The 12,126-nt window shown below is 75.1% G+C and carries 10 protein-coding genes; 1 reads left to right on the top strand and 9 read right to left on the bottom strand.

Going from position 1 to position 12,126, the window contains the following annotated elements:
• Positions 1-44 precede the first annotated feature (44 nt).
• Positions 45-890, bottom strand: coding sequence for a glycosyltransferase (locus M3185_RS01995; protein ID WP_308222165.1), 846 nt, complete (start codon positions 888-890; stop codon positions 45-47).
• The gene (locus tag M3185_RS02000; protein WP_251331995.1) at positions 887-1,798 is read right to left on the bottom strand and encodes a glycosyltransferase family 2 protein; all 912 of its coding nucleotides are present in this window, start codon (positions 1,796-1,798) and stop codon (positions 887-889) included. Before M3185_RS02000 ends, M3185_RS01995 begins: the two co-directional genes overlap by 4 nt.
• A 198-nt stretch (positions 1,799-1,996) precedes the next feature.
• Here M3185_RS02000 and M3185_RS02005 point away from each other — a divergent pair, with 198 nt between their 5' ends.
• Complete coding sequence (locus tag M3185_RS02005; protein WP_251331996.1) at positions 1,997-2,968, top strand: NAD-dependent epimerase/dehydratase family protein; 972 nt, start codon at positions 1,997-1,999, stop codon at positions 2,966-2,968.
• A 49-nt stretch (positions 2,969-3,017) separates the two neighbouring features.
• Here M3185_RS02005 and M3185_RS17290 read toward each other — a convergent pair whose 3' ends face one another.
• The 7 genes from M3185_RS17290 to M3185_RS02040 form a co-directional block, all read right to left on the bottom strand.
• Positions 3,018-4,088, bottom strand: a complete 1,071-nt coding sequence (locus M3185_RS17290; RefSeq protein WP_308222166.1) for an L-threonylcarbamoyladenylate synthase — start codon at positions 4,086-4,088, stop codon at positions 3,018-3,020.
• A 4-nt stretch (positions 4,089-4,092) separates the two neighbouring features.
• Positions 4,093-5,007 (bottom strand): peptide chain release factor N(5)-glutamine methyltransferase, encoded by a 915-nt coding sequence (gene prmC, locus M3185_RS02015; RefSeq protein ID WP_251331997.1) that lies wholly within the window; start codon positions 5,005-5,007, stop codon positions 4,093-4,095.
• A 20-nt stretch (positions 5,008-5,027) separates the two neighbouring features.
• Entirely contained in the window at positions 5,028-6,110 is a 1,083-nt protein-coding gene (prfA, locus tag M3185_RS02020; protein ID WP_251331998.1) for a peptide chain release factor 1, read from the bottom strand.
• Between the two features lie 32 nt (positions 6,111-6,142).
• Positions 6,143-8,338 carry a transcription termination factor Rho gene (gene rho / locus M3185_RS02025; RefSeq protein ID WP_251331999.1) on the bottom strand — a complete coding sequence of 732 codons (2,196 nt, stop codon included), beginning with the start codon at positions 8,336-8,338 and terminating at the stop codon, positions 6,143-6,145.
• Positions 8,339-8,661: 323 nt separating this feature from the next.
• Complete coding sequence (gene thrB, locus M3185_RS02030; protein ID WP_251332000.1) at positions 8,662-9,618, bottom strand: homoserine kinase; 957 nt, start codon at positions 9,616-9,618, stop codon at positions 8,662-8,664.
• 5 nt (positions 9,619-9,623) lie between these two features.
• The gene (gene thrC, locus M3185_RS02035; protein WP_251332001.1) at positions 9,624-10,733 is read right to left on the bottom strand and encodes a threonine synthase; all 1,110 of its coding nucleotides are present in this window, start codon (positions 10,731-10,733) and stop codon (positions 9,624-9,626) included.
• A gap of 73 nt (positions 10,734-10,806) precedes the next feature.
• The gene (locus M3185_RS02040) at positions 10,807-12,087 is read right to left on the bottom strand and encodes a homoserine dehydrogenase (RefSeq protein WP_251332080.1); all 1,281 of its coding nucleotides are present in this window, start codon (positions 12,085-12,087) and stop codon (positions 10,807-10,809) included.
• Between the last annotated feature and the right edge of the window lie 39 nt (positions 12,088-12,126).

Consider the following 12,126-nt stretch of genomic DNA (forward strand, 5'->3'; position numbering starts at 1 on the left):
TTTCGTGGTCGGTGCGGCCGCACGGCCGGTCGGGCACGGGGCGGTCACCGGCGCTGCGCGCCGACCATGGCCCGGTAGGCGAGCTCCCGGAGGCGGGTGGGGACGAAGCGGTAGCCGGCGCGCACCGCGACGTTCACCGCCCATTGTAGGAAGCCGATGTGCCCGATCCCGCGCAGGCGGGCCTGCAGCTGCAGGTCCGCCCGGAACATCGGCAGCCCGCCGCGGCGCTCGTAGGCGCCCGTCGTGACGCGGTAGCCGACCAGCGGCTCGGCGACGTTGCGCACGTCGGCGCCCGCGTGGAGCAGCCGCGCCCACAGCCAGTAGTCCTCCCCCAGCGGCACGTGCTCGTAGCCGCCCACGGCCTCGACCGCGGAGCGGCGGAACACGACGGAGGGGTGGCTGAGGGGGTTGCGCCGCCGGGACACCGCCAGGATCTCGTCGCGGCCCACCGGGGCGCGCCGCAGGGCGAGGGGGCGGGTCTCGTCGTCGCCGATCTCGTGCATCGAGGAGCCGACGACGTCGGCGCCCGCCTCGACGACGGGCAGCTGCACGGCGAAGCGGCGGGGGTAGGAGACGTCGTCGGCGTCCATCCGCGCCACGACGTCGTGGCGGCACCGGGCGAGGCCCGCGGTGAGCGCGGCCGTGAGGCCGACGTTGCGCTCGAGGTCGACCCGCACCACGGGCACGGGCAGCTCCCGCGCCAGGCGGTCGAGCTCGGCCTGCAGCGGCGCGGGGACCGGGCCGTCGCGCACGACGACCAGCTCGGCGGGCCGGCGCTCCTGCTCGACCGTGCTGGACTCCGCGGCCCGGCGCACGCGCTCCGGGGTGTCGGCCCGGTAGACGGGCATCAGCACGGAGAACTCGGCGGGGCCCCCGGTGCCCGGGCTCACCGGGGGCCCCCAAAGCCGCGCCCGCGCATCCCGCCGACGTAGCGGCCCGCCCAGCTCGCGAGACCGCGGGGATCGCGGCGGCCCAGGTAGTAGAGGGGGTAGCCGACGAGGTCGGCCCCGAGCTGGACGACGCGGCGGTAGTGCCACGTGGTCCAGCCGCGGTTGCGGAAGAAGTGGGCGCGCTTGAACTCGGTCTCGGGGACGACCACCTGCAGCCGGCCGGGGACGACCACCTGCTCCTCCCCCCACGCCGGCGGGTGCGCGACGGCGGTGCGGGTGGTGGTCCCGAACGGCAGCCCGGAGGCGCGCAGCCGGATGAGGAAGTCGACCTCGTCCCCGCGCAGGAACAGCTTGAGGTCGGGCAGCCCCACGCGGAAGAACACGTGCTCGCGCATGAGGGCGCCGTTGAAGAAGTTGGCGTGGGAGGGCACGAAGCCGAGCGTCTCGACCGCGGCGCGGTCGTGGGTGAGCCGGCCTGCGACCCGGTGCGCGAAGGCGAGCCGGTCGTGGTCCTGGGGGGCGACGACGATCGGCGAGACCACGGCCAGTCCCCGCCGCTCGGACTCCTCGAGCAGCACCGCCAGGGTGCCGGGGCCCTCCGGGTGGGCGTCGTCGTCCATGAGCCACACCTGCTCGGCCCCCGTGGCCAGGGCCGTGAGGATCGCCAGGGCGAAGCCGCCGGCTCCGCCGAGGTTGGCCCGCGAGCGCACGTGGTGGAGCTCGAAGCACCCGCCGACGGCCTCGGCGAGCCGCTCGTGCGGCACGGGCTCCCGGCCCGCGTCGACGAGGCACAGGGCGGCGACGGGCGCCGTCTGGGCGCGCAGCGCGGCCACGAGCGCGAGGACGTCCTCGGGCCGGTCCTGGGTCACGCAGGCCACCGCCACCGTGGGCGTGGGATCGGACGGCATGCGGCTCCTCGGGTGGGGGGTGCGGGGGGTGGTCCCGGGCGGGATCGTGGCCGAGTGTAGCAAGCGCGGCCGGGGGCACCGCGGGCGGCGACGGGCCGGGCGGGCCTCCCCGGGGCGTCGTGCGCGGTCTGTACGATGAGCGCAAGGACCCTGGTCCGGTCGACGGCGACCGGCGCGAACCGGCGGAGAGGAAGCACCGTGACATCGACCACCTGGGCAGTGCTGGGAGCGACGGGGTTCCTGGGCTCCGCCACCGTGGCCCGGCTGCAGGCGGACGGCCAGCGGGTGGTCCCCGTCTCGGCGCCGCGGCTCGCGTCCGGGGCGCACACGGTCCACCACCTGCTCCAGCAGGCGGGCCGGCTCGAGTCGGTGCTGGACTACCTCGCCGAGTCCTTCGCGGGCGCCGACGTCGTCGTCAACGCGGCCGGTCTCGGCGCCCCCGACCAGACCCACGAGGAGTCGCTGATCGGGGCCAACGCGCTGCTGCCGGTGCTGGTGGCGCTCGCAGCGCGGCGCACGAGCGTGCGCCGGATCGTCCACCTGAGCTCGGCCACCGTCCAGGGGGACGTCGACGTCCTCGACGAGACCCCTGCGGTGCGGCCGTTCTCCCCCTACTCCTTCTCCAAGGCCCTCGGCGAGAGCGGGCTGCTGAAGCTGCGCCGCGACTGGGCCGCGGAGCGGGACGCCCCGGTGATCACGGTGCTGCGCGCCACCTCGGTGCAGGCCTCGGGCCGGCGCACCACCGCGCGCCTGGTGCGCTTCGCGTCCTCGCCGCTCAGCTCCGTGGCCGGCGACGGGACCGCCCCGACCCCGGTCACGTCGGTGCACGCCCTCGCGGAGTTCGTCTCCCGCGTCGGGCGCCACGCCGGAGAGCTCCCGCCGGTCGTGCTGCAGCCGTGGGAGGGCGCCACGACCGGCTCGATCCTGCGCGACGCCGGGCGCCGCGAGCCCCGGCGGCTGCCGGTGCTGCTGTGCCGGCTGGCCGTGGACAGCGGCTACGGGCTCTCGGCGCTCGCCGGCCACCGCTGGCACGGGGCCGTGCGCCGGCTCGAGGTGACGTGGTTCGGCCAGCGCCAGGTGCCCGGCTGGGCCGAGGAGCACGGTGCGGTCCCCGAGCCCCGGATCGGGGAGGTCCTGCGCCAGGCGCACCTGGCCGCCGGCCGGAGCTGATCCGCCGCCCGGGCCGACCGCACCGCCCGGCGCGGACCGGGACGGGGCCTCAGGCGCCGTCGAGGCCCCGGGCGACCAGGCGGGCGGCCTCGTCCACGGACAGGGGCCGCAGCTGCCCCGGCGTGCCCTCCGGCGCGGTCCGGGTGCGATCCTGGTCCACGCCCGGGCGGTCCTGCGCCGAGGTGGTGCGCGCCACGAGCGCGGCGGCGAAGCCCCGGGCCTCGGCGGCCCGCGCGGGGGACGGGGCCGGGGAGAGCTCGTCCGCCGGGGGGCGCGGCGCGTCCCCGTCCGGGGCGTCCTGCGGGAGGACGAGCCCGGCGTCGGCCGCGCCGTCCGCCGCGACGTCCCCGGGCACCGCCTCCGGGTCGATGCCGCTCACCGCGTGGGAGCCCGACGCGGCGGGCTCCTCGGCGGGCGGGGCGCCGGCCCCGAGTTCCTCGTCCCCGTCCGCGGGCACGACCGTGGGCACGACCGCCCGCAGCCGGGCGAGGCTCACGGCGCCGTGCCGCACGAGCACGGGCGTCTCCCCCGTGCAGTCCACGATGGTGGACGAGACCGGCTCCGCCGCGGCGGCGGGCGTGCCGCCCAGGGGCCGGGGGCCGTCGTCGAGGTAGAGCTCGACCGACTCCCCCAGCATGTCCGCGGCGGACTGCGCGGTCAGCGCGGCCGGGTGGCCGGTGCGGTTGGCCGAGGACACGGCGAGGGGGCCGGTCTCGATGAGCAGGGCCTGGGCGACCTCGTCGTCGGGCACGCGCAGGGCCACGGTGCCGTGGGTCTCCCCGAGGTCCCAGCCCAGCGAGGGGTGGGAGTGGAAGATCAGGGTCAGCCCGCCGGGCCAGAAGGCGCGGGCGAGGGCGCGGGCGTCCTCGGAGACCTCGTCGGCCAGCCCGTCGAGCACCCCGGCGTGGGCGATGAGCACGGGTGGGGGCATCGCCCGGGAGCGGCCCTTCGCGGCGAGGAGGGTCGCGACGCCCCGGGCGGAGAAGGCGTTCGCCGCGATGCCGTACACGGTGTCGGTCGGCATCACGACGCACGCGTCCGCGGCCACGGCGCGCGCGGCGTGCTTGAGCCCCGCGGCGCGCTGGGCGACGCTGCTGCAGTCGTAGACGGTGTAGCTCACGATGTCATTCTCCCATTCCCTCGTCGGTCGCGGAGCCGGTCGCGGAGCCGGTCGCGGAGCCGGGGCGGGGCCGGCGGCCCGCCGTCGCCCGGTCGCGGCCGGTGAGGTCCTGGTGGCCGACGACCTCCACGAACCCGGCGTGGTCCAGGAGCCGGGCCACGGCGCCGGCCTGCACCTCGGCGTGCTCCATGACGAAGAACCCGCCGGGGCGCAGCAGGCGCACGGCCGAGGCCACGGCCGCACGCGGCAGCTCGAGCCCGTCCTCCCCGCCCCCGTACAGGGCCAGGGCCGGGTCGTGCTCGCGCGCCTCCGGGTCGCGCGGCACCGCCCCCGCCGGGATGTACGGCGGGTTCGACACGACGACGTCGCAGCGGCCCTCCAGCTCCGGGAAGGCCGTGCGCAGGTCCCCGAGCACGAGCTCGGTGCGCGTGCCGCGCAGGTTCTCCGCCGCCCAGGCGTGGGCGGTCTCCGACAGCTCCACCGCGTGCACGCGCGCCTGCGGCACCTCGTGGGCGACCGACGCCGCGATGGCCCCGGAGCCCGTGCCGAGGTCCACGACGCGGGGCCGGTGCACGCCCGCGGCCAGCTGCGCGCGCAGCTCGTCGATCACCGCCTGCACGACGGTCTCCGTCTCCGGCCGGGGCACGAACACCCCGGGGCCGACGGCGAGCGTCAGGTAGCGGAAGTGGGCGACGCCCGTGAGGTGCTGCAGGGGCACCCGGCGGGCGCGCTCGGCCACGAGCTCGGCGTAGCCCGCCGGCTCCTCCGCGCCGATGATGGCGCGGGCCTCGACCTCCCCGCGGGACAGGCCCATCAGGTGGGCGGCGAGCAGGAGGGCGTCGGTGCGCGCCGAGTCGACCCCCGCCTCGGCGAGGACCTGCTCCGCCCAGCGCACGGCCTGGCCCAGCGATCTGTTCATCCGGCTGCCCCCCGTGCCGTTCAGCTGCCCTGCCGGCCGATGGCCTCGAGCTGCGCCTTCTCGTCCAGCTCGATCGCGGACTGCACCACGGGCTCGAGCTCCCCGGCCATGACGTGGTCGAGGTTGTAGGCCTTGTACCCGGTGCGGTGGTCGTTGATCCGGTTCTCCGGGAAGTTGTAGGTGCGGATCCGCTCGGAGCGGTCCATCGTGCGCACCTGCGAGCGGCGCTGGGCGGCGTTCTCCGCGTCGATCTGCTCCTGCTGGTGGGCCAGGATGCGGGCGCGCAGCACGCGCATCGCCGCCTCCCGGTTCTGCAGCTGGGACTTCTCGTTCTGCATCGCCACCACGATGCCCGTGGGCAGGTGGGTGATGCGCACGGCGGAGTCCGTGGTGTTCACGGACTGCCCGCCGGGGCCCGAGGAGCGGTAGACGTCGATCTTGAGGTCGTTCTGGCTGATCTCGACCTCCTCCGGCTCGTCCACCTCGGGGAACACGAGCACGCCCGCGGCCGAGGTGTGGATCCGGCCCTGGGACTCCGTGACGGGCACGCGCTGGACGCGGTGCACGCCGCCCTCGTACTTCAGCCGCGCCCACACGCCCTCGGCGGGGTCCGTGGCGTTGGACTTGATCGCGATCTGGACGTCCTTGTAGCCGCCCAGGTCGGACTCGTTCGCGGAGATCAGCTCGGTCTTCCAGCCGCGGGTCTCGGCGTACTTCGTGTACATCCGCAGCAGGTCGCCGGCGAAGAGCGCGGACTCGTCCCCGCCCTCGCCCGCCTTCACCTCGAGGATCACGTTGCGCCCGTCGTCGGGGTCGCGCGGGACCAGCAGCCGACGCAGCTTCTCGCGGGCCTCGTCCAGCTGGGCCTCGAGCCCGGGGATCTCCTCGGCGAACTCCGGCTCCTCGGCCGCGAGCTCGCGGGCCGCGCCGAGGTCGGCCTCGAGGCGCTCCACGCGCCGGTGGGCCTCGACGACGCCGTTGAGCTCGGCGTAGCGGCGGCCGAGCCGGCGGGCGCGGCCCTGCTCGGCGTGCACCGCGGGGTCGGCCAGCAGGCGCTGGAGCTCGGCGTGCTCGTCGAGCAGGGACTGGATGGGATCCGGCATGGGGCGCTCCTTCGTGGGGCGGCGGGCACGTCCTAGCGGTCGCTCTCGGACTTCACCGACAGCGTGGTCTTCTGGACCTGCAGGAGGAACTCGGTGTTGGACTGGGTGTCCCGCAGCTTGTTCGTGAGCAGCTCCAGGGCCTGCTGCTGGTCGAGCCCGGACAGGACGCGGCGCAGCTTCCACATGATCTTGATCTCGTCCGTGGACAGCAGGTTCTCCTCGCGGCGGGTGCCGGAGGAGTTGACGTCCACGGCGGGGTAGATCCGCTTGTCCGCGAGGTTGCGGGACAGGCGCAGCTCCATGTTGCCGGTGCCCTTGAACTCCTCGAAGATCACCTCGTCCATCTTGGACCCGGTCTCCACGAGCGCCGTCGCCAGGATCGTCAGCGAGCCGCCGTTCTCGATGTTGCGGGCCGCGCCGAAGAACTTCTTCGGCGGGTACAGCGCCGCGGAGTCCACGCCGCCGGAGAGGATGCGCCCGGAGGCGGGGGCCGAGAGGTTGTACGCACGGCCCAGGCGGGTCATGGAGTCGAGGAGCACCACGACGTCCATGCCCATCTCCACCAGGCGCTTGGCCCGCTCGATGGCCAGCTCCGCGACCGTGGTGTGGTCGTCGGCCGGGCGGTCGAAGGTCGAGGCGATGACCTCGCCCTTCACGGTGCGCTGCATGTCCGTGACCTCCTCGGGGCGCTCGTCGACGAGCACCATCATGAGGTGGACCTCGGGGTTGTTCGTGGTGATCGCGTTGGCGATCGACTGCAGCATCAGCGTCTTGCCCGCCTTCGGCGGGGAGACGATCAGGCCGCGCTGACCCTTGCCGATCGGGGCCACGAGGTCGACCACGCGCGGGCCGATCTTCTTGGGCTCGGTCTCCAGGCGCAGCCGCTCCTGCGGGTACAGCGGGACGAGCTTGCCGAAGTCGACGCGGTCCTTGTTGTCCTCGGGCTTCCTGCCGTTGACCGTGGTGAGCTGCACGAGGGCGTTGAACTTCTGCCGGGTGTTGTTCTGCTGCTCGCCGTCGCGCGGGGCGCGGATGGCGCCGACGACGGCGTCGCCCTTGCGCAGGCCGTACTTCTTGACCTGGGCGAGGCTGACGTAGACGTCGTTCGGGCCCGGCAGGTAGCCGGAGGTGCGCACGAACGCGTAGTTGTCGAGGACGTCCAGGATGCCTGCGACGGGCAGCAGGACGTCGTCCTCGGTCAGCTCCGTGTCGTCGACCTCGGGGCCGTTGCTGCGCCCGCGCCGGTTGCGCCGCTCGTTGCGCTCGGCCCGCTCGTTGCGCTCGTTGCGCTCGCTGCGCTGCTCGTTGCGCTCGCTGCGGTCGCGGTCCCGGTCGTTGCGGTTGCGGTTGCGGCGGCTGCGGCGGCTGCCGCCCTCGCCGTCCTGGCCGCTGCGGTCCTGGCCGTTGCGCTCCTGGCGGACGTCCTGGCCCTTGGCCTCCTGCTGCTTGCCGCCCTCCGGACGGTTGTCGCGCTTGCCGCGGCCCTCGGCCTGGGCGCCCTTGTCCTGGGCGCCCTTGTCCTGGGCGCCCTTGTCCTGGCCGCCCTTGTCCTGGCCGCCCTTGTCCTGGCGGGGCTCCTGGCCGGACTTGTCCTGGCCCTTGGCCTCCTGGCCGCGGTTCTGCGTGCGGCCGCGGTCCTGCTCGGACTGGTCGGACTGGTCGGCGCGCTCGTCCTCGGACGGCTGGCCGGTGGCCTCGTCGCGGCCGCGGTTGCGGTTGCGGGTGCGGGTGCGGGCACGGGCGTCCTGGCCGGCCGGCTGCTCGGCGCCGGCTGCCTCGGCCGGAGCCTGCTCGGCGCCGGCAGTCTCGGCGGGGGCCTGCTCGGCGCCGGCAGTCTCGGCGGGGGCCTGCTGGGCGACGACGCCGGTGCTGGTGGCCCGGCGCGCGCGGGTGCGCCGCGGCGGCTGGGTCTGCTCGGCCGGCTGCTCGCCGGCCTGCCCGGCGGCGGGCTGCTCGGGGGCCCGGTCGGCGGTCTTCTCGGACGTCTTCTCGACGGTCCGGGCGATCTTCTCCTCGACCGCGCGGTCCCGGTCGGCCACGGCACCGCCGCGCTGGTGGGCGGCGATGGCGTCCACCAGCAGGCTCTTGCGCATGCGGCGGGCGCCGGTGATGCCCAGCTGCGAGGCCAGCGCCTGCAGCTGCGCCAGCTTGAGCGCGGACAGGCCCGCGCTCCTGGGATCGGCGGTGGTCTCTTCCGTACCCGTGGAAAGGTCGGTGGTCTCGGTCACGAAGTGTCCTTCTCCCTCGGTGGGGGGCCCGTGGATCTCAGAGTCCAGGACCGTGGATGGTTCTCGGCGGGCCGCGATCGCGGGCCACCGGCGGCGGGGCGCACAGAGGGCGCGGCAGCCTGGGCGAACAGGTGGCACCCGGAGAACGTGGTGCGCTCCGGCCCGTCATGGGCGGACCGGTGCGCCGACGGCATCGAAAGGAGCCGGTGCCGGCGGGGGATCACCGGAAGCTCGGGGGGATCGAAGACGAGGTGGTCGGGTCATCTGCCCGGGGCGACGCCCCTCATGATGCCCGCTGTCCTCACCGCGCCGGGCGCGGTCTCCTACCCCTGGATCTTCTGCGGGTGCTTCTCCAGCTTAGCACCCCGCCCGTCCACGCGCAGACGCAGGACACGCCAGGCGACCGGGTGGTCGTGGCCGCCGCCGGGGACGAGCTCGGCGACGGCCCGCTCGGCCTCCCGGGCCTGGGCGGGGCCGGCGGCCAGGACGAGGACGGTCGGCCCGGCCCCCGAGATCATCGCGGCGAGCCCCCGCTCCCGCAGGCCGCGCATCAGCCGGGCGCTCGGCGGCATGGCCGCGGCCCGGTACGGCTGGTGCAGCCGGTCCTCGGTCGCGGGCAGCAGCAGGTCGGGGCGCCGGGTCATCGCCTCGACGAGCAGGGCGGTCCGCCCGGCGTTGACCGCGGCGTCGTGGTGCGGGACCTGCGCGGGCAGCAGGGACCGGGCGAGCCGGGTGGGGACCTCGAAGTCGGGGATCGCGACGACCGGGACGACGTCCTCGTGCACGGCCACGGGCACGCTGCGCCAGCCCGCGGCGTCGGCCCAGGAGATCACGAGCCCCCCGTAGAGCGACGGCGCGACGTTGTCGGGGTGGCCCTCCATCGCGGCGGCGACCTGGAGCAGCCGGGCGTCGTCGAGGGCGCGGTCGGCGGGCAGCAGCGCGTTGGCCGCGAGCACGCCGCCCACCACGGCCGTGGCGCTCGAGCCCATGCCCCGCCCGTGCGGGATGCGGTTGGTCGCCTCGAGGCGCAGCCCGGGCAGCTCCTCGACGCCGGCGGCGCGGAACGCCGCCCGCATCGCGCGCACCACCAGGTGGTCGGCGTCGCGGGGCACCGCCTCCGAGCCCTCCCCGTGCAGCTCGAACTCCAGCCCGTCCTCGAGCACCGTCACGGCGAGGTCGTCGTAGTGCCCCAGGGCCAGGCCGAGGCTGTCGTAGCCGGGGCCCACGTTGCCCGTGGACGCGGGCACGCTGAGGGCGACCCGCTGCCCGATCTCGAACATCCGATCTACTCCAGGCCGAGCGCGGCGGCGACGGCCACCACGTCGAACGGCACGCGCTTGGGCTCCACCAGGGAGGGGTCCTCGCGCTCCGCGGCCTTGATCGCCCACTGCGGGTCCTTGAGGCCGTGGCCGGTGACGGTGATGACGACCGTCTTCCCCGTGGGGGCCTCCCCCGCGGCGTGCTTCTGCAGCAGCCCGGCGACGCCCGCGGCGGAGCCCGGCTCCACGAACACGCCCTCCTTCGCGGAGAGCCAGCGGTGGGCGGCGAGGATCTCGTCGTCGGAGACGGCGCCGATGAGCCCGCCGGACTCGTCGCGGGCGGCGACCGCGCTGTCCCACGAGGCCGGGTTGCCGATCCGGATGGCGGTGGCGATGGTCTCCGGCTCGGTGACCGGGTGGCCCAGCACGAGCGGGGCGGCGCCCTCGGCCTGGAAGCCCCACATCACCGGGGTCCGCGTGGCCACGGCCGGCAGCTCGCCCGCGGTCCCGGAGGCGTAGGGGCGGGCGTACTCCTGGTAGCCCTTCCAGTAGGCCGTGATGTTGCCGGCGTTGCCGACGGGCAGGATGTGGTAGTCGGGGGCGTCGCCGAGGGTGTCCACGACCTCGAACGCGCCGGTCTTCTGCCCCTCGATGCGGTACGGGTTCACGGAGTTCACGAGGAACACCGGGTAGGACTCGGAGAGCTTGCGGGCCACGTCGAGGCAGTTGTCGAAGTTGCCGTCCACCTGGATGATGTCCGCGCCGTGGGCGACCGCCTGGGAGAGCTTGCCCATCGCGATCCGCCCCTCCGGCACGAGCACCGCGCACGTGAGCCCGGCCTGCTGGGCGTACGCGGCGGCGGAGGCGGAGGTGTTGCCGGTGGAGGCGCACACGACGGCCTCGGCGCCCTCCTCCTTGGCCTTCGTGATGGCCATGGTCATGCCCCGGTCCTTGAAGGACCCGGTGGGGTTCATCCCCTCGAACTTCAGCCAGACCGTGTTGCCGGTGAGCTCCGACAGGGCGCGCGCCCGGATCAGGGGCGTGCCGCCCTCCCCCATCGTGATGACCTCGGTCGACGCCGAGACCGGCAGCCGGTCCCGGTACTCGTTGATGACGCCCTGCCAGACGTGTGCCATGTGCTGAATCTCTTCCTGTGGGCTCGTGGTGCGGGGGATTGCGGGGGAGACGGCCGGTGCCCGGCCGGGCCGGTCAGTCGTCGTGCTCCACGCGGATCACGCCGGTGACCTGCTCGACGAAGGGCAGCTCCTCCAGCGCGTCGACCGTGGCCACGAGGTCCTTGTTCGCGCCGCGGTGGGTCACGAGCCGGATCTCGGCCAGCTGCGGCGCGCCGCTGGGGTGGTCCTTCTGCTGCATCGTGTGGATCGACACGCCGTGGTCGGCGAAGACCTGGGCGATCCGGGCGAGCACGCCCAGCCGGTCCTGGACCACGAGGGTGATCGAGAAGCTGGTGCGCACGTCGTCCATCGGCACGGCCGGCAGCTGCGCGTGGGGCTCGGCGACCTGGGCGGGCCCGCCGAGCACGAGCCGGCGTGCGGCCGAGACGAAGTCGCCGAGCACGGCCGAGGCCGTCGGGGCGCCGCCGGCGCCCGCGCCGTAGAACATCAGGGAGCCGGCGTTCGCGGCCTCGACGAACACGGCGTTGTAGGCCCCGTGCACCCCCGCCAGCGGGTGCTCGCGCGGGATCATGGTCGGGGTCACCCGCAGGTTCACCCCGTCCGGGCACCGCTCGCACACCGCGAGGAGCTTGATCACGTAGCCGGCCTCCTTCGCGGCGGCGACGTCGGCGGCCGTGACGCCGGTGATGCCCCGGCAGTAGACGTCGTCGATGGTGAACGTCGAGTGGAAGGCCAGGGACGCGAGGATGGCGGCCTTCGCGGCCGCGTCGTGGCCCTCGACGTCGGCCGTGGGGTCCGCCTCGGCGTAGCCGAGGCGCTGTGCCTCGGCCAGGGCGTCGGCGAACTGGGCGCCCGTGGTGTCCATCTGGTCGAGGATGTAGTTCGTGGTGCCGTTCATGATCCCGAGCAGCCGGTCCACGCGGTCCCCGGCCAGGGAGTCCCGCATGGGCCGCACGATGGGGATGGCCCCCGCCACGGCGGCCTCGTAGGACAGCGGCACCCCGGCGGCGTCGGCGGCGTCCTGCAGCTGGCGGCCGTGCCGGGCGATGAGGGCCTTGTTGCCCGAGACCACGGGCTTGCCGGCGTGCAGGGCGCGCAGGATCCGGCTGCGGGCGGGCTCGATGCCCCCGGTGAGCTCGATGACCACGTCCGCGGCGTCGATCAGGGCCTCCGCGTCCGTCGTGAGCAGCTCCTCCGGCAGCTCCACGGTGCGCCGGGCGGTGACGTCCCGCACGGCGATCCCGGCGAGCTCCACCGGCGCGCCCACGCGTGCGGTGAACTCCTCGGCGTGCTCGAGGAGGGCCTGCGCCACCTGGGCGCCGACGGTGCCGGCGCCCAGCAGGGCGACCTTCACCGTCCCCGTCGGGCGCGCGGCGGGGACCGTCGCGGAGGG

It is taken from the genome of Kocuria rosea (genome assembly GCF_023715525.1).
Taxonomy (GTDB): domain Bacteria; phylum Actinomycetota; class Actinomycetes; order Actinomycetales; family Micrococcaceae; genus Kocuria; species Kocuria rosea_A.

Coding starts and splice junctions, on each gene's coding strand:
- M3185_RS02000 (WP_251331995.1), bottom strand. CDS start 1,798: ATGCCGTCCGATCCCACGCCCACGGTGGCGGTGGCCTGCGTGACCCAG.
- thrC (WP_251332001.1), bottom strand. CDS start 10,733: ATGGCACACGTCTGGCAGGGCGTCATCAACGAGTACCGGGACCGGCTG.
- prmC (WP_251331997.1), bottom strand. CDS start 5,007: ATGAACAGATCGCTGGGCCAGGCCGTGCGCTGGGCGGAGCAGGTCCTC.
- prfA (WP_251331998.1), bottom strand. CDS start 6,110: ATGCCGGATCCCATCCAGTCCCTGCTCGACGAGCACGCCGAGCTCCAG.
- thrB (WP_251332000.1), bottom strand. CDS start 9,618: ATGTTCGAGATCGGGCAGCGGGTCGCCCTCAGCGTGCCCGCGTCCACG.